This is a genomic window from Pseudomonas sp. FFUP_PS_473, assembly GCF_002858665.1.
Lineage (GTDB): Bacteria > Pseudomonadota > Gammaproteobacteria > Pseudomonadales > Pseudomonadaceae > Aquipseudomonas > Aquipseudomonas defluvii.
Genome location: NZ_PJQQ01000006.1, coordinates 133,141 through 149,804, shown reverse-complemented (window position 1 = coordinate 149,804; position 16,664 = coordinate 133,141). Strand labels below are relative to the sequence as shown.

Here is a 16,664-nt window from a genome sequence, read left to right as displayed (position 1 = left end):
TGCAACTGCCACCCGATAGTCTGTTTGCGTCATCGCTGCAGCCATTCACAACCGCGCAGGAAAAAGGCCCGATCGTTGCCGAGTCGGGCCCTGTTCGGCGCATTACTGCACTTACCAGAGCGGCAGGCTGTAGCTGAGGATCAGACGATTTTCGTCGATGTCGCTGGCAAAGCTGGAGCGGTAGGTTGCATTTCGCCATTTGATACCGACGTTCTTCAGTGGACCACTTTGAACGACATAGCCGATATCGGTGTTACGTTCCCATTCCTTGCCCTCGCCGCCTGCTGCGCCAAGTTCGATCTGATCGCCTTTGACATAGCGGGTCATGAAGGTCAGGCCGGGAATACCCCACGCCGCGAAGTTGTAATCGTAACGGGCCTGCATGGAGCGCTCGTCCTGGTTGGCGAAGTCGTTGATCTGCACCAGGTTGACCAGGTAAGGGTCGGTACCCTGAACGTTGGCAAAGCCGGTATCACCGTTCATTTTCTGGTAGCTGAGACCAAAGGCATGAGCCCCCAGGGTGTAAGTGAACATGCCACTGAGCAAGGTGTTGTCGACGTTGCTGCGGCCATCATCGCTGGCATCGGCAAAACGCAGGTCGGACTTCAGGGATTGCCCCTCGGCGATGGGCAATACATGCACCAACGTCAGGAAATGCTGCTTGTACAGGTCTTCCAACTGCGCGTAGTGGTAACCCGTGCTCAGCGTCTTGCTCCAGGCGTAGGTACCACCGACGAAATCGAATTTGTCCGATGTCGCCTTGCCGGTGGTGACGATATTGCGCCGAGGGCCCTTCATCAGGGTCATGTCTTCACGGTTGGTCGAGTCGCGCTGGTTCACCTGAGTCAGGCGCCCGGCGTCGAAGGTCAGGCCACTGAGGTCCGTGGAATTCAGCCAACCACCCTCGAAGGTCTGCGGTAGCAGGCGCGAGTTGTTCGGCGTCAGCACCGGCAGCATGGGGATCAGGGTGCCGACCTTTAGGGTGGATTTCGAGACCCGTACCTTGGCGGCCAGCCCCAACTCGCTGTAGTCGTCAGGTGCCCGCTTCGACTGGGCGCCGCGCGGCAGCAAGCCGGTTGCGCCAGCACGGTCAGGGCTTGAGTCGAGCTTGACCCCGAGCAGGCCCAAGGCGTCGACACCAAAGCCTACGGTGCCGTCGGTGAATCCGGACTCATAGCGCATGATGAAGCCCTGCGCCCATTCCTCGCCCTTGTTCTGCGGCGCCGCGTGCTGGCGGAAATCGCGGTTCATGTAGAAGTTGCGCATCTCCACACTGGCTTTACTGTCCTCCAGAAACGCAGCGGACGCCGGTGAACAAACGCCAATGGCCCCGGCAAGGCCAGGTAACAACAGAATGCGGGTAGAACGAATTGCGCTCATAGGTCTCTCTTCTTATTAGCGTGCTGATGCACCCGTACCAAGCCCAGACCAGCGTCTAGGCGGTATTCCCCCAGCGTTGCCTGCAACGCTGCCCTTAGAAATTGCGCCGTGCGAGTTTCAGCACCCAGCCGACGATGCCGACCCGGAACAACAGCACGCAGATGACGAAGATCAAACCGAGGATCACATGCACCCACTCACCCAGAGGCCCATTGGACAGGTAGCTCTGCAGGGTGACCACGATGCCGGCGCCGACCAGTGGGCCAAACACCGTGCCGACGCCACCGAGCAGGGTCATGAGGATCACCTCGCCGGACATGTGCCAGTGCGCGTCGGTCAACGAAGCCAGTTGGAACACCACGGTCTTGGTCGAACCGGCCAGGCCGGTCAACGCTGCGGAAATCACAAAGGCCAGCAGCTTGTGCGCCTCGACGTTGTAGCCCAGCGAGATCGCCCGTGGTTCGTTCTCGCGGATGGCCTTGAGCACCTGGCCGTAAGGTGAATGGATCGTGCGCTGGATCACGGCGAAGCCGAACACGAATACGGCCAGAACGAAGTAGTACAGGGTCAGGTTGTTGTTCAGGTCGAAGACCCCGAACAGTTGCCCACGGGGCACGCCCTGCAGACCGTTCTCGCCACCGGTGAACGGCGCCTGGACAAAGATGAAGAACACCAACTGCGCCAAGGCCAGGGTGATCATCGCGAAGTAAATACCCTGGCGCCGGATCGCCAGCAGGCCAAACACCAGGCCGAGCGCGGTGGACGCCAGGGTTCCGGCAAGAATGCCCAACTCGGTTCCCAGGCCGCTGTACGCACTCAGCACGTAACCCGTGACGTAGCCGCCCGAGGCGAGAAACGCCGCGTGGCCGAACGACAACAGCCCGGCATAGCCCAGCAGCAGGTTGAACGCACAGGCAAACAGCGCAAAACACAGCAGTTTCATCAGGAACACCGGGTACACCGCCAGTGGTGCGAGCAGCGCTACGCCCAACAGCGCCAGGTAGAACCAGCGCTTGCGCCGTGCCGCCGCCTGACGACGCTCCTGTACGACATTCGGTTGCAGGACGCCAGCGCCCTGCTTGATCTCCAGACTCGTCATCGTCACACCTCTTTCCCGAACAGTCCCGCAGGACGAACCAGCAACACGAGTACCATCACCAGGAACACCACGGTATTGGCCGCCTCTGGATAGAACACCTTGGTCAGCCCTTCGATCAGGCCCATGGCCAGGCCGGTGACAATCGCGCCCATGATCGAACCCATGCCGCCGATCACCACCACGGCGAACACCACGATCAACAGGTTGGCGCCCATGGTCGGCGTCACCGAGTAGATCGGTGCCGCCAATACGCCGGCGAAGGCCGCCAAGGCAGCACCGAAGCCATAGGTCAGGGTGATCAGCAGCGGCATGTTGATGCCGAACGCCTGCATCAATTTCGGGTTTTCGGTACCCGCACGCAGGTAGGAACCCAGGCGCGTGCGCTCGATCATGAACCAGGTCGCCAGGCACACCACCAAGGCCGCTACCACCACCCAGGCGCGGTAGATGGGCAGAAACATGAAGCCCAGGTTGACGCCGCCCTTGAGTTGCTCAGGCATGGGGTAGGAGGAACCGGATACACCGAACAGTTTGACGAAGGTGCCTTCAACGATCAGCGCCAGGCCAAAGGTCAGCAACAGCCCGTAGAGGTGGTCTTCACCGGCGATGCGCCGCAACAGGCCGCGCTCGATGAGCATGCCCAGCGCGCCGACGAGTAACGGTGCCAGCACCAGGGCGACCCAGTAGTTCACACCCAGGTAATTGAGCCCAAGCACGGCCGCGAACGCGCCGAGCATGTATTGGGCGCCATGGGCAAAGTTGATGATCCGCAGCAAGCCGAAGATGATCGCCAGGCCCAGGCTGAGCAAGGCATAGAACGTCCCGTTGATCAGCCCGAGCAGCAGTTGACCGAGCAGTACGCTCAGGGGAATGCCGAATACGATAGTCATGAATTACCATCCGCTGGAAGTCCGTGACACCCGGCTGCAAGCAACCGGGCGCGTAGCCTGATTCAGTTGCCGATCAGCTTTTCGGCAGCAGTTTGCAGGTGCTTTCGGACATCGGCCGGTAGGCCTCATCGCCAGGAATGGTGCTGACGATCTTGTACAGGTCCCACTCCCCCTTCGACTCGGCCGGGGTTTTCACCTGCGCCAGGTACATGTCGTGAACCATGCGGCCGTCAGCGCGGATCTTGCCGTTCTTGGCGAACATGTCATTGACCGGGGTGGCCATCATTTGGGTTCGTACCGCCTGCGCCTCGTCACTGCCGGTGGCCTTGATTGCGTTCAGGTAGTTCGTGGTTGCCGAGTAGATGCCCGCCGGAACCATGCCCGGCATCTTGCCGAAGCGTTTGTAGTAGCGCTGGGCCCAGGCACGGCTTTCATCATTCATGTCCCAGTACCAGCCCGTGGTCAGCATCAACCCTTGGGTAACGTCCAGGCCCATGGCATGAATGTCGTTGAGGAACACCACCATACCCGCCAGCTTCTGCCCGGACTGGGCAACACCGAACTGGCTTGCGGTCATCAGCGAGTTGACCGTGTCGGCACCGGCGTTGGCGAAGGCAATCACATCCGCACCAGACCCTTGGGCCTGGAGGATGTAGGAGGAGAAATCACTGCTGGGGAACGGATGGCGAACCGTGCCAACCACCTTGCCACCGTCGCTCTGGACGACCTTGGTGATGTCCTTCTCCATCGCATGACCGAAGGCATAGTCGGCGGTCAGGATGAACCAGTTCTTGCCCCCGGAAGCGAGTACCGACTTGGCCGTGCCATTGGCCAGGGCGTAGGAGTCATAGGTCCAGTGGATGTGGTTGGGCGAGCAATATTCGTTGGTCAGGCTTGAGGCGGCCGCACCGGAGATCAGCGCCAGTTTGCCGGACTGTTCCACCACCTTGCTTGCCGCCAGCACGACCGAGGACGCCACCATCCCGGTGACCATGTCGACATTGCGCTCATCGACCCACTGACGCACGGTGTTGGCACCGACATCCGGCTTGTTCAGGTCGTCGGCGCTGAAGACCACGATTTTCTTGCCATTGACCTGACCGCCGAAATCTTCGACCGCCATGTTCAGCGCCTCCAGGCCGCCCGGGCCGGAAAGGTCACGGTAAGTACCGGACATGTCGGCCAGGTAACCAATGCGAATTTCATCGTCGCTGATCTGGGCCTGGGCAGCACCGGCGATCAGGCCGGAGGCGAGCATGGCGCAAGCAGTCTTTTGGAAAACCTTCATGTAGTTCACCCACTTTCCACAGTTATTGTTGTTGTAAAGGGCAAAGCGCCCCCCGCCCGGCATGACTGACGCCACGCCGACGTAAACAGCACAGGGGTTAAACGGCGCTCAGACGCCGAGACAGCGGTTCAGCAGTTCCTGTTTCGCATCCAGCTCGGCAGCACTGATTTCCTCGACAATCTGGCCGTGATCCATCAGGTAATGACGATCGGCCAGCGGCGCCGCAAAACGGAAGTTCTGCTCCACCAGTACGATGGTCAGGCCCTTCTGCTTGAGCTTGATCAACACCTCGGCCAGCTTCTGCACGATGACAGGGGCCAGGCCTTCGGTGATCTCATCGAGCAGCAGCAGGTTGGCCCCGGTGCGCAGGATGCGCGCCATCGCCAGCATCTGTTGCTCGCCACCCGACAAGCGTGTGCCCTGGCTGAAACGGCGCTCATAAAGGTTGGGGAACATCGCGTAGATGTCGTCCAGGCTCATGCCATCGCTGCGCACCATTGGCGGCAGCAGCAGGTTTTCCTCGACGTTGAGGCTGGCAAAGATACCGCGCTCTTCAGGGCAATAACCGACCCCCAGACGCGGGATCAGGTGAGCGGCGATGCCGATGGTTTCGTTGCCATTGACCATGATCGAGCCGGTGCGGCGGCCGACCATGTTCATGATCGCGCGCAAGGTCGTCGAGCGCCCCGCGCCGTTGCGCCCCAACAAGGTGACCAGTTCACCCCGCCGTACCTGCAGGTCGATGCCGTGCAGGATATGCGACTCGCCATAGAAGGCATGCAGGTCGCTGATACGCAGTTGCTCGAAATCCGGAACGTTCAGGCTGCTCATGCGTGGGCCTCCTCGAGGCAGACCGCTTCACTGCCCAGGTAGGCTTCACGCACCTGCGGATTTGCCGAAACACTGGCGTAGTCACCTTCAGCGAGGATCGAACCACGCGCCAGTACCGTAATGCGGTCGCACAACTGGCTGACCACATTGAGGTTGTGTTCCACCATCAGCACGGTGCGCCCTACTGCCGCGCGACGCACCAGGCCAATGACCATTTCAACGTCCTCGTGGCCCATGCCCTGGGTCGGCTCGTCGAGCAACAGCACGGTCGGGTCCAACGCCAGCGTGGTCGCCAGCTCCAACGCGCGCTTGCGCCCATAGGGCAACTCGATGGTCAAGGTATCGGCATAGGACAGCAGGTCGACGTCATCCAGCATCTGCAACGCACGCTCATTGAGGGCGTCGAGGCTGCGCTCGGACTTCCAGAAATGAAACGAGTTGCGCAACTTGCGCTGCAGCGCTACCCGCACGTTTTCCACCACACTCATGTGGCCGAACACCGCCGATATCTGGAAAGAACGCACCAGACCAAGACGGGCGATTTCGTTGGGTTGCATGCCGGTGATCGGCTTGCCAAGGTAGTGGATCTCGCCACGGGTGGGCGTGAGGAACTTGGTGAGGAGGTTGAATACGGTGGTTTTGCCGGCCCCGTTAGGCCCGATCAGCGCGTGGATGTGTCCCTTCTGTACACGTAGATCTACCGAGTCGACCGCGGTAAAACCGCGAAATTCCTTGGTCAAGCCACGTGTTTCCAACACGAACTCTGGTGACATGTGTAGCCCTCTAACCTTGATTATTTTTATTGGTTATGGCGCTGCGGGTGTTCTTCCCTTTACGTAAACGCAAACACTAGACGAAGATTACCTTTACGTAAACGGTAATAACATGAAGAGCAGGAAGAAATTTTAACAGTGGCGAAATGTGACAAAAAATGTCGGGAAATGACGGGCAAAATCGGGATAAAACACTTTGCCCGTGCTGAAACGATACTTGGCTGTGATCTACGCCGTAGTTGGTTTTTCGCAGACGCGCAAACGACCTAGCTCGTTTTGCCAGACCAGCTGAACACGCCTGCCAGCGAGCCCCCTACTCCGACACCGAAGCCACCTGCCAAATGGCGGTTTTCCAGGACGTATTTCTTCAAGCTCAGTTGATCCGCGTCATCCAGGCATAGCCCCGGGTTCTTGGCCAGCGCCACTTTCACAGCGCCGTACGTATCCCCAGCCAACACCACCTGCGTCGCCTTGCTCAAGCCCGGATTCCCGGCCAGGTTGAGCCGTACGCTCTGCAGCGGGTCTTTGGCCAGTAGCAACTGCACACCGTGCGCCAGCTTCGGATGCAGCGAAAGCATGATCTTCAGTGCCGCATCGGCATTCTTCAGCAACAGCTGCTGCTCGGCCTCGGTCAGTTCAGGGCGTTTGGCAAAGGCTTGCTTGATACTGCTGTCGCCATGTTCAAGCAGTTGCCGTTCTGCGCCACTCGCCAACGAAGGGTTGAGAATCAACGCCGCCACGACCGAGGTATCCTTGTCCTTGAGCAGCTGCAACTGCATGACCTCAGGCAGGGCCGGGTTGCTCGCCAGCCCTCGACGCACCTCAACCTCCGGGTCGCTCGCCAACAACTGCAGCAGCATCGGGCCTTTCACGCGACCGGCCAATTTGGCCCGCAGCTCCCTGGCAACCTGCCCGTCCTTGACCTGACGCACCAGCAGATCTTCTGGCGCGTTATCGTTCAGGCAGGCCAACGCGAGTAGTTCAACATCATAGAGCGGGCTGTTCTGTGCAATGTTGATACGCATCGTCAACAGCCGCTCAGGGCAGCGTGGGTTCTCGTAAACCGCCTTCACCACACTGCGTTGCGAATCACCCGCCAGCTTCTCCAGTTGATCGTCCGGGCAATCGGGGTTGCTTGCCACTTCTTCACGTTTCACCTGATTGGGGTCTGCGGCCATCCTGATCATCTGCGCCACACTCAAGCCTTGATACTCGGACGCCGGGCGCAACTTGAGCTTCTCGAACAGCTCTTCATACTTACCAACCTGCTCGCGCAAGGTTTCCCGCAAAGGAATGGTGGACTGGATAGCCTCGGCCAAATGCGTTTGCGTCAGCGGGCTGCCAGCAATGAAGGCATTGGCCAGGGCTTCGTTGACCGCGTTCTCGATATCCGCACCACAGTAGTCACGGCACTGCTGGACAAGCTCAGGCAAGTCCAAGCCGTCCACCGGCTGGCGGGCCTTGCGCAGGTGAATCTTCAGAATATGTTCGCGCTCCACCGCGTTGGGGAAGCCGACGTAGAAAATCTCGTCGAAACGGCCTTTGCGCAACAACTCAGGTGGCAGTGCGCTGATGTCATTGGCGGTGGCAATGACGAACACCGCTCCAGTCTTCTCCTGCATCCAGGTCAGGAAATAGTCCAGCAGCCGCGCAGTGACTTCCGAAGCATTGCCGCCGCCCATGCCGACAAAGGCCTTCTCCAGCTCATCGACCCAAAGAATGCACGGGCTGACCATCTCCGCCATGTTCAAGGCGCGACGCATGTTGTGCTCGCTTTCACCGACGTATTTCCCCAGCAGCGAGCCGATATCCAGGCGCAGCAGGGGCAATTGGAACAGGCTGGCAGCGACCCTGGCGGTCAGCGATTTACCGCAACCGGGCATGCCTGCAATCAGTACCCCTTTCGGTGCCTTGACCCCTTGCCGGGTGGCTTTGTCCAACTGCGACACAATGGCCGCACGTTGTGCCAGCCAGTGTTTGAGCTTCTCCAGCCCGCCGATGTCGTCCGGCGCTTCATCGACGCGAACCAACGCCAGTACACCGCTTTTGGCGATGATCTGTTCCTTCTCATGGAGCATGGTTTTCAACCCCTGCTCAGTCAGCACCGGCGTCTGCAGGCTGACTATCCGCAACAACCGGCCGATCTCGCTGGCGGTCAACCCGCTCAGTCCGGACACCGCCAGGTCAACCAGATCGCCTGGCAGGGTCAGTTGCCCACTGGCATCGGCCTGCGCCAGCAGCGCTTGAATGTCCTCGCGATCCGGCAGTGGAAGCGGCAACAAGGTGACTTGAGACTCGATCGAAGCAGGGATGCACACCGACTCGGACACCAGGATGACCGAACAACCGACGGCATGACCACGCTCGATTCGGTTGAGCAATTGTTTGAGGCGGGCAATCGCCAGGCGGTTGTTCTCCAGCGCAAGCCGCGCCCCCTTGATCAGAATCAGCGTCTGCTCCAGGTCTGCATCCAGCAACTGAAGCAGCGCATGCTCCAGCTCGGTAGTGCCAGAGTCCGGGTTGCTCAGCGGCTGTTTGTTCGTGAAGTCGACCCAGCCATGGCCCAGGTTCCACTCATGGATACGTTTGAGCCCGAGCCGCTCTTGAAGCGCGATCAGCAACTGATCGACACGGGCTTCTTCGGCGGAGTGGATGAAAATGGCGGGGGCACCGGCGCGCAACTGCGCTTCCAGTTGCGCCGAAAATACCGGTTTGTTCGTCATCGACATCACCTCAGTTGCACAACCCACCGACGAAATTCTTCACGCCATCGGCAAACGCCGACACCGCCTCCCTGATCCCCTCGCTGACTTTCCTGACGACCTTGCTGGCCACTTCGACAATCTTCCGGCCGCCCTTTTCAATGAGTGCGCCCACCGCCTTACCACCAAGACGCCCGGCAATACCGCCCAACATGCCACCCACGGCCACGCCCTGAGGGCCAAACGCTGCGCCTAGCGACATGCCCCACTGCGTGCCGAGCTCTGCGCCTTTTTCTTCGGCCATCTGCGCCAATGATCGCGCGGCCACCAGCGTGGTCTGTTCGATGGCATTAATGGCACTGTCGGCAAGGATGTCACCCTGCCCCAACTTGTACAGCGCCTTGGCCCGCTCAAGACCGGTATAGGTCGTTGCAGCAATCACCTCGACCGGCGTTTCAGCGGGCAGGCCCAGCCAACCGCGCTTGGCGGCCACCAGCACCCCGCCCGAAACGGCAACCTGTGCGCCGACGTGCTGGGCCGACTTCAGCGAGCTGTCGAAAAATGCCTGCAGGGCCTCGCTGGCCGGTGCGTTTTCCTCACCCCGCATCCAGTTCCAGGCCCGCTGGCCGAGAATGCGTGCACCGTGGCAGGAGGCATTCAGCGCCGCATTGAGCAGCGCCTGATTGTTGATCTCCTTGCTGACCGCCAGCCGGGCGTTGTCGTCCCAAATACTTGGGCGCAGCGCTTCACTGGGCAGCGTGGTCTGGCGGATGTCCGGCTGCATCCCCGGCAACAGCGCAGCATTGGCCGAATGCAGCATCCCCTGCACCTGAGCGGCGTAGTCCGGCAGGTTAAGGTCGGGGTTACGCTGGGCGTCCTGCTCCAACTCCCTGGTCAGCCAGTTGGTCGCGCTTTTGCCCATGTCCAGGTGCTGCTGCAGCGAGGCCTTGTGCTGGTTTGTGCGGGTTACCGAATCAATGAGCACCTGCGCGACACGTTCAGCCTCAGCCTTGTTCGCCCACAGGTCTGGCTGCTGGTTGAACTCGTGCACCAGCCACTGCGCCAGCGGCATCTCATGACGGTGCTGATCATAGGAGCGGATGAACCGGCAGATCACCTCGATAGCCTTGGGTGCACTGCTCACGTCCGCGAATGCCGCATCGCTCAGAACATCCGCCTGCTGTTCGTAAACAGCATCGTCTTGAGGAGAATTTGCACAAACATTAGGCATGACGGGTCCTTGTGGCTGGCTCATGGCAGCGTGTCCTGAGGGTTTTTAAACGTGCGGGTATGGGAAAGGGGCCGTGGCAAGCAGGCATCACGGCCAGCGATCAGTCGAGGTTACGCTCCCAACTTTCTTGATCTTCGCGATCAAGTTCATCCCACTCGGCGTCGTCGTCTTCGCTGTCGTCGTCATCGGCGTGGTCGAACAGCGGGTTGGCTTCAGCCTCTACCGCGTCGAAGTCTTCATCGAACTCATGATCGAGCAGGTGATCGTGCTCGGGTTCGTGAATATCAATCTCGTCGTTCATGAAGGGTTCCTGCATTGAGCCAATACATCCAAGGCGCCTGTATAGGCGTGCTTGGCGTAATCGTCAATGGTCCGCTTCAGGAACCCCCGCGCTCAGGGTTTGATCTTCTTCAATTCGTTCAGCAAGCCCATCAGTTGGTCGAGTTTCTCTTCACCGAACTGACGCTGGATCTCCTGGTAGTTACGCTCCATCTGCTCGCTCATTTCCAGGAAGCACTGATGGCCCTGCACGGTCAGGCTGATGAAGATACGCCGCTGGTCTTCCGTGGATTTGCGCCGTGACACCAGGCCATCGCGCTCCAGGCGCTTGAGCACACCACTCATGCTTGGCTTGAGAATGCACGCCAGGTGCGCGAGTTGATGGCTTTCAAGCTCGCCCTGCTGACGCAGGATACGGATGACCCGCCATTGCTGCTCGGTCAGGTCTTGGGCGTTCAGCGCCGGGCGGAAAAAGGACATGGTCGCTTCACGTGCCTGAAGCAACGTGAGGGTCAGGGAAGGTCTGGGAATAGCCATGATTGAGTTAAACAATGAATGAGGTGGCAGTTTAAGGGTGCCCCGAAGTGGCAGCAAGGGCACCTACGAAAAATAAACATGTTAACAAAATACAAATTGTTACCCACTAGAACCTTGGCGACCTCCAGGGGCACTCCCCGGCTGGAACTGGCCTGCCAACCCCGAACACGCCTCGCCACGCCCCAGATAGATCAGCAGGAACGCACCAAGGCTGGCAACACCGGCAGCCGCTATGGCCAGGCACATCGGCAATGGCGTGCCATTGGCGAAGTAGCTGACCAGCGCACTGAAACCGGCGCCACAGGCAAACTGCCCAGACACCGCCAAACCAGCGGCGGCGCCAGCCTGCTGAGGGTACAGGGCCAATAGACGCGCCACGCTGTTGGCACCCAACAGCCCGGTAACGCTTACATACACGAGGATGCACGTGGCCATTGCCGCCAGGCCGGCCACCCCGGTGAAGCCGACCACAGCCAAGGCCACCCCCGAAAGCGCCGCCAACACCGCGCCTACGCCCAGCATCGGTAGCGTTCCCACCCGAGTGACCAGCCGTGCGTTGACGAAGGTCATGACGATGATTCCAGCGATGTTCATCCCGAACAGCCAGGCGTAGTCGCTTGGCGAAACGCCAAAATATTCCACATAGACGAACGGTGAGGCGGTGATGAAGGCAAACATCCCGCCAAAGGAAAACCCCATGCACAGCATGCAGCCCAAGGCCCGACGTTGCGTGCCAATGTGCCAGTAGGCGGCAAACGCAGCGCCCACTGAACGGCCACGGCGGCTGGCCGGGTGGGTTTCCGGGATCCAGCGCAGCGACGCCAACAGGCACAGCACCGAGAACAGCAGCAATGCGCCGAATATACTGCGCCAACCACTCAGGCTCAGCAGCGCACTGCCCGCCAGCGGTGCCGCCAGGGTGGCGATCATGGTCACCAGGTGCATCAAGGACAGCGCTCGCGCCGCCTGATTCAGCGGATAAAGGTCCCTGACAATGGCCCTGGCCAGCACCGACGCTGCGGCACCACCCAACGCCTGAAAGAAACGCCAGGCGATCAACTGCTCAACACTGGATGCGGCCATGCAGCCGACACTGGCCAGCAGGTACAGCGCCAGGCCGGCCAGCAGAATCGGGCGGCGACCAAAGCGGTCTGAAAGCGGCCCGTAAAACAACATGCCGACGCACAGGCCGAGCAGAAAAACGCCGATGGTCATTTGCACCTGCGTCTGGCTGGCCGCCAGGCTATTGGCGATCTCCGGCAAGCTGGGCAGGTAGGTATCGATCGACAACGGGGCAAAGGCAACGAGCGCAGCCAGCAGCACAAGCAAGCGATCAGGACGGGCAACAGTAGTCATGGGCACACAGACACCGACGAACAGGGATGAGAACGTTAGCATATTAACTATGCAACTGAAGAGCCCTACCGCCTACCCGTCATGAAAAGTGCAATACATCACCCGGAAAAGCCATTTCCGCGCAGCCCTGCAGGCGCCACCATCGGCCAATAAAAAAGGCAGAGGCGCCATGCACTCCCTATCGCAAGCCCACCTGACGCTGCCGGTACTCGCCTGGCGTGATTTGCGCGTAACGCTGGAAAAACCGGCTGAAGTACGCCGGATCCTTGAAGCCCAGCTGATAACAGATCTCGTTGGCCGAACTGCCGGTAAACAACAACAGCCGCTTCGCCTCCTGCATGACCCGCTCCAGCACCAAGCGCTTGGACGGCAAGTCAGCGATGCGTCGGCATACGTCATTGAGCCGCGCCTCGGTCACGCCGATGGCCGAAGCATAGGCCGACAGCGCCCAGTGCTCGCGGTAGTGGCGCTCGATCAACTCATTGAAGCGGTGGAAGATCTGCAAGTCTTCGTGCCGAGCCGGTGTTGCCTCAAGCGAATTGGCGCACAGCCGCAACAGGCTGATCATGATCAAGCGCGTCAGGCTCGACAATGCCGAAGCGTGGCCGGGCAGCGACTGACTGTTTTCTTCGCGCAATGTCTCGAACAGGAACTCCAGGCGACGCGCCTCGTCCTGGTACGGCCCCGACAGCCGACCGAGGGCCACGCAGGCAGCCGGCAAACGCGGCCCCAGAATCAAGCCGGGCTCTGCCTCCATCAGTTGCCAGACCAATTGCTGGCGCACGGTCAGGACATGGCCATCGGCATCGGCTTCGGTGACAAACGAGTGCGGAATGGTCGGCGGCGTGAGGAAGAACATCGGCCCCGCCTCCACGTACTGCTGGTCATCCAGATAAACCCGCACCGTACCGCTCTTGACGTAGTGCACCTGAACAAAACGGTCGTGCCGGTGCACCGGCATGTTGCGGCCGAAAAAGCCGGCGAGATTACCCAGCTTGTCGTAATGCACTTCGCTGTCGCTGTAGCGCTGGTCGTACACCTTGCCGATGTTGATGTTTGGAATCGGATGGCGATCTTTCATCGCGGGCTACTCATGCTGTTCTTGGTCGCCACGCTGGACCTGTTCGCAAGTCACGCGGCGTTTGCCCATCGTACCACTGCCACGGTAAAGGCCGGCGCGATGGCAAATACCTTGACGGTCGTTAACATATTAATTATAACGATAACACATTAACAAATAGACGCAGGGCAGCCCATGTCCTGCCCCTGCCAGGAGAAAAGCATGAGCCGTGCCCTGCATGACGTTGCGACCGGCACCTTGTTCGGCGTTGCACTGAACTATCAGGGGCTGCTGAATCAGCACCTCGCCGCCTTTAACGAGCCGCCCTACAAGCAACCGCCGGTCAAACCGGTGTTGTTCATCAAGACCCCCAACACCCGTAACCAGCATGACCATGCAGTGGTTTACCCCCAAGGCATCGAGCACCTGCAACCAGGCCCCGCGCTGGGCGTGGTCATTGGCAAGGACGCCAGCCGCGTCAGTGTCGAAGATGCGCTGGACTATGTGGCCGGCTACACCATCGTCAACGAATTCAGCCTTCCGGAAGACAGCTACTACCGCCCTGCCGTGAAAGCCAAATGCCGTGATGGTTTCTGCTCGTTCGGCCCGGAGCTGGTGCCGACCTCGCAGGTTGCCAACCCTCAGACGCTCGATATCAAGCTCTGGGTCAACGGTGAACTGCGCCAGTCCAACAGCACCGCCAACTGTGTCCGCTCGGTGGCACAGCTGATTGCCGAACTCAGCGAGTTCATGACCCTGCATGAAGGCGACCTGCTGATCACCGGCACCCCTGAAGGCCGTGTCGATGTACTGCCTGGCGACCGCGTCGAAGTCGAAATCAGCGGCCTGGGCCGCCTCGTTAACCACATCGTGGCCGAGTAAGAGGAGCCCTCATGAAACACGCCCGTATCCGCTTTGAAGACGAGGTTCACCTCGCCACGGTCGACGCCGACAACGTCCTGCACCTGGCCGATGGTCGCCGTATCAACGAAGACCAGGTCGAGTGGCTGCCACCGGCCACCGGCAGCATGTTCGCCCTGGGCCTGAACTATGCCGACCACGCCGCCGAGCTGGCTTTCGCACCGCCGACCGAGCCACTGGCCTTCATCAAGTCGCCCGGCACCTATACCGGCCATAAACAGACCACCTGGCGCCCGGACAACGTCGCCTACATGCACTACGAGTGCGAACTGGTGGCTGTGATCGGCAAACCGGCACGCAACGTCAAGCGCGAAGACGCCCTGGCGTACCTGGCCGGCTACACCGTGTGCAACGACTACGCGATCCGCGACTACCTCGAGAACTACTACCGCCCCAACCTGCGGGTGAAGAACCGTGATGCCACCACCCCGGTCGGCCCATGGATCGTCGATGTGGCGGACGTACCAGACCCAAGCAACCTGACACTGCGCACCTGGATCAACGGCGAGTTGAAACAGGAAGGCAGCACCCGGGACATGATTTTCGACATTCCCTACCTGATCGAATACTTCTCCAGCTTCATGACCCTGCAGCCGGGCGACATGATCGCCACCGGCACACCTGAAGGCCTGGCCGATGTCGTGCCAGGCGATGAGGTGGTAGTTGAAGTCGAGGGCGTCGGTAGCCTGGTCAACCGCATTGTCAGTGAAGCTGACTTCTTCAAGAACAAAAAGGCTTGAACACCATGATCAAACACTGGATCAACGGCCGCGAGGTCGAGAGCAAAGACACCTTCGTCAACTACAACCCGGCCACCGGCGAGGCCATCGGTGAAGTCGCCAGTGGTGGTGCTGAAGAAGTCGCGCAGGCCGTTGCCGCCGCCAAGGAAGCGTTCCCGAAGTGGGCCAACACCCCGGCCAAGGAACGTGCGCGGTTGATGCGCAAACTCGGTGAGCTGATCGAGCAGAACGTCCCACACCTGGCCGAACTGGAAACCCTGGATACCGGCCTGCCGATTCACCAGACCAAGAACGTGCTGATCCCGCGCGCCTCGCACAACTTCGATTTCTTCGCTGAAGTCTGCACCCGCATGGACGGTCACACCTATCCGGTCGACGACCAGATGCTCAACTACACCCTGTACCAGCCAGTGGGTGTATGCGGCCTGGTGTCGCCGTGGAACGTGCCGTTCATGACCGCCACCTGGAAGACGGCGCCGTGCCTGGCACTGGGCAACACCGCCGTCCTGAAGATGAGCGAACTGTCGCCACTGACCGCCAACGAGCTGGGTCGCCTGGCCGTTGAAGCCGGCATTCCCAACGGCGTGCTGAACGTGATCCAGGGCTACGGTGCCACCGCAGGCGACGCCCTGGTTCGTCACCCGGATGTGCGCGCCATCTCCTTCACCGGCGGCACCGCCACCGGCAAGAAGATCATGCAGACCGCCGGTTTGAAGAAGTACTCCATGGAGCTGGGCGGCAAGTCGCCGGCGCTGATTTTTGAAGATGCCGACCTTGAGCGCGCACTGGATGCGGCACTGTTCACCATCTTCTCGCTGAACGGCGAGCGCTGCACCGCGGGCAGCCGGATCTTCATCCAGGAAAGCGTGTACCCGCAATTCGTTGCCGAGTTCGCCGCCCGTGCCAAGCGCCTGATTGTCGGCGACCCGCAAGACCCGAAAACCCAACTAGGCTCGATGATCACTCAAGCCCACTACGACAAGGTCACCGGCTACATCAAGATCGGTATCGAAGAAGGCGCCACCCTGCTCGCCGGTGGCCTGGAGCGCCCGGCCAACCTGCCGGCGCACCTGAGCCGCGGCCAGTTCATCCAGCCGACGGTATTCGCGGACGTGAACAACAAGATGCGCATCGCCCAGGAAGAGATCTTCGGCCCTGTGGTCTGCCTGATCCCGTTCAAGGACGAGGCCGAAGCACTGCAACTGGCCAACGACACCGAGTACGGCCTGGCCTCCTACATCTGGACCCAGGACATCGGCAAGGCCCACCGCCTGGCGCGTGGCATCGAAGCGGGCATGGTCTTCATCAACAGCCAGAACGTGCGTGACCTGCGCCAGCCGTTCGGCGGCGTGAAAGGTTCCGGTACCGGTCGCGAAGGCGGTCAGTACAGCTTCGAAGTGTTCGCCGAGATCAAGAACGTGTGCATTTCCATGGGCAGCCACCACATTCCACGCTGGGGCGTCTGATACCCGCACGGGAGCCGCCGTTGTTGGCGATAACGACAGCACCCTGTATAGGGTGAGCACCGCGTCGGCAAGGCCGGCTCCTACAACGCACAACAAGAACAATTTTCAGGA

The 16,664-nt window shown here is 60.3% G+C and carries 15 protein-coding genes; 3 read left to right on the top strand and 12 right to left on the bottom strand.

What is annotated here, in order from left to right; translation table 11 throughout:
• Nucleotides 1–111 precede the first annotated feature (111 nt).
• From CYD26_RS06190 to hpaA, 12 genes are all read right to left on the bottom strand, one after another.
• A complete protein-coding gene (locus CYD26_RS06190; protein ID WP_102052116.1) occupies nt 112–1,380 on the bottom strand; it encodes an OprD family porin in 1,269 nt (422 codons plus the stop codon).
• A gap of 94 nt (nt 1,381–1,474) precedes the next feature.
• A complete protein-coding gene (locus tag CYD26_RS06185; protein ID WP_065757845.1) occupies nt 1,475–2,479 on the bottom strand; it encodes a branched-chain amino acid ABC transporter permease in 1,005 nt (334 codons plus the stop codon).
• A 2-nt stretch (nt 2,480–2,481) separates the two neighbouring features.
• Nucleotides 2,482–3,369: a branched-chain amino acid ABC transporter permease gene (locus CYD26_RS06180; protein ID WP_065757844.1), complete on the bottom strand. Its 888-nt coding sequence runs from the start codon at nt 3,367–3,369 to the stop codon at nt 2,482–2,484.
• Between the two features lie 73 nt (nt 3,370–3,442).
• Entirely contained in the window at nt 3,443–4,657 is a 1,215-nt protein-coding gene (locus tag CYD26_RS06175; RefSeq protein ID WP_099776653.1) for an ABC transporter substrate-binding protein, read from the bottom strand.
• Between the two features lie 108 nt (nt 4,658–4,765).
• Nucleotides 4,766–5,488 (bottom strand): ABC transporter ATP-binding protein, encoded by a 723-nt coding sequence (locus tag CYD26_RS06170; protein ID WP_102052115.1) that lies wholly within the window; start codon nt 5,486–5,488, stop codon nt 4,766–4,768.
• Complete coding sequence (locus CYD26_RS06165) at nt 5,485–6,261, bottom strand: ABC transporter ATP-binding protein (protein WP_102052114.1); 777 nt, start codon at nt 6,259–6,261, stop codon at nt 5,485–5,487. Before CYD26_RS06165 ends, CYD26_RS06170 begins: the two co-directional genes overlap by 4 nt.
• A 266-nt stretch (nt 6,262–6,527) precedes the next feature.
• Nucleotides 6,528–8,984 carry an AAA family ATPase gene (locus CYD26_RS06160; protein WP_102052113.1) on the bottom strand — a complete coding sequence of 819 codons (2,457 nt, stop codon included), beginning with the start codon at nt 8,982–8,984 and terminating at the stop codon, nt 6,528–6,530.
• A gap of 10 nt (nt 8,985–8,994) precedes the next feature.
• Complete coding sequence (locus CYD26_RS06155) at nt 8,995–10,194, bottom strand: glycine zipper family protein (RefSeq protein ID WP_102052112.1); 1,200 nt, start codon at nt 10,192–10,194, stop codon at nt 8,995–8,997.
• 100 nt (nt 10,195–10,294) lie between these two features.
• Entirely contained in the window at nt 10,295–10,495 is a 201-nt protein-coding gene (locus CYD26_RS06150) for a hypothetical protein (protein ID WP_099774488.1), read from the bottom strand.
• A 92-nt stretch (nt 10,496–10,587) separates the two neighbouring features.
• Nucleotides 10,588–11,010 carry a homoprotocatechuate degradation operon regulator HpaR gene (gene hpaR / locus CYD26_RS06145; RefSeq protein ID WP_083199727.1) on the bottom strand — a complete coding sequence of 141 codons (423 nt, stop codon included), beginning with the start codon at nt 11,008–11,010 and terminating at the stop codon, nt 10,588–10,590.
• A 99-nt stretch (nt 11,011–11,109) separates the two neighbouring features.
• Nucleotides 11,110–12,366, bottom strand: coding sequence for a Bcr/CflA family multidrug efflux MFS transporter (locus CYD26_RS06140; RefSeq protein ID WP_099774486.1), 1,257 nt, complete (start codon nt 12,364–12,366; stop codon nt 11,110–11,112).
• A 178-nt stretch (nt 12,367–12,544) separates the two neighbouring features.
• The gene (hpaA, locus tag CYD26_RS06135; protein ID WP_102052111.1) at nt 12,545–13,447 is read right to left on the bottom strand and encodes a 4-hydroxyphenylacetate catabolism regulatory protein HpaA; all 903 of its coding nucleotides are present in this window, start codon (nt 13,445–13,447) and stop codon (nt 12,545–12,547) included.
• A 201-nt stretch (nt 13,448–13,648) separates the two neighbouring features.
• On the opposite strand from hpaA, the gene CYD26_RS06130 reads away from it, so the two are divergent.
• From CYD26_RS06130 to hpaE, 3 genes are read left to right on the top strand one after another with little or no spacing between them, the layout of a single operon-like run.
• Nucleotides 13,649–14,308 carry a fumarylacetoacetate hydrolase family protein gene (locus CYD26_RS06130; RefSeq protein WP_099774482.1) on the top strand — a complete coding sequence of 220 codons (660 nt, stop codon included), beginning with the start codon at nt 13,649–13,651 and terminating at the stop codon, nt 14,306–14,308.
• A gap of 11 nt (nt 14,309–14,319) precedes the next feature.
• A complete protein-coding gene (locus CYD26_RS06125; protein ID WP_102052110.1) occupies nt 14,320–15,087 on the top strand; it encodes a fumarylacetoacetate hydrolase family protein in 768 nt (255 codons plus the stop codon).
• Nucleotides 15,088–15,092: 5 nt separating this feature from the next.
• The gene (hpaE, locus tag CYD26_RS06120; protein WP_102052150.1) at nt 15,093–16,553 is read left to right on the top strand and encodes a 5-carboxymethyl-2-hydroxymuconate semialdehyde dehydrogenase; all 1,461 of its coding nucleotides are present in this window, start codon (nt 15,093–15,095) and stop codon (nt 16,551–16,553) included.
• Nucleotides 16,554–16,664 lie beyond the last annotated feature (111 nt).

Bases quoted from the DNA above. Each gene is read 5' to 3' on its own strand.
- CYD26_RS06160 (WP_102052113.1), bottom strand. From the start codon at position 8,984: ATGACGAACAAACCGGTATTTTCGGCGCAACTGGAAGCGCAGTTGCGC.
- CYD26_RS06180 (WP_065757844.1), bottom strand. From the start codon at position 3,369: ATGACTATCGTATTCGGCATTCCCCTGAGCGTACTGCTCGGTCAACTG.
- CYD26_RS06150 (WP_099774488.1), bottom strand. From the start codon at position 10,495: ATGAACGACGAGATTGATATTCACGAACCCGAGCACGATCACCTGCTC.
- CYD26_RS06175 (WP_099776653.1), bottom strand. From the start codon at position 4,657: ATGAAGGTTTTCCAAAAGACTGCTTGCGCCATGCTCGCCTCCGGCCTG.
- CYD26_RS06140 (WP_099774486.1), bottom strand. From the start codon at position 12,366: ATGACTACTGTTGCCCGTCCTGATCGCTTGCTTGTGCTGCTGGCTGCG.
- CYD26_RS06125 (WP_102052110.1), top strand. From the start codon at position 14,320: ATGAAACACGCCCGTATCCGCTTTGAAGACGAGGTTCACCTCGCCACG.
- CYD26_RS06185 (WP_065757845.1), bottom strand. From the start codon at position 2,479: ATGACGAGTCTGGAGATCAAGCAGGGCGCTGGCGTCCTGCAACCGAAT.
- hpaR (WP_083199727.1), bottom strand. From the start codon at position 11,010: ATGGCTATTCCCAGACCTTCCCTGACCCTCACGTTGCTTCAGGCACGT.
- hpaA (WP_102052111.1), bottom strand. From the start codon at position 13,447: ATGAAAGATCGCCATCCGATTCCAAACATCAACATCGGCAAGGTGTAC.
- hpaE (WP_102052150.1), top strand. From the start codon at position 15,093: ATGATCAAACACTGGATCAACGGCCGCGAGGTCGAGAGCAAAGACACC.
- CYD26_RS06170 (WP_102052115.1), bottom strand. From the start codon at position 5,488: ATGAGCAGCCTGAACGTTCCGGATTTCGAGCAACTGCGTATCAGCGAC.
- CYD26_RS06130 (WP_099774482.1), top strand. From the start codon at position 13,649: ATGAGCCGTGCCCTGCATGACGTTGCGACCGGCACCTTGTTCGGCGTT.
- CYD26_RS06155 (WP_102052112.1), bottom strand. From the start codon at position 10,194: ATGCCTAATGTTTGTGCAAATTCTCCTCAAGACGATGCTGTTTACGAA.
- CYD26_RS06165 (WP_102052114.1), bottom strand. From the start codon at position 6,261: ATGTCACCAGAGTTCGTGTTGGAAACACGTGGCTTGACCAAGGAATTT.
- CYD26_RS06190 (WP_102052116.1), bottom strand. From the start codon at position 1,380: ATGAGCGCAATTCGTTCTACCCGCATTCTGTTGTTACCTGGCCTTGCC.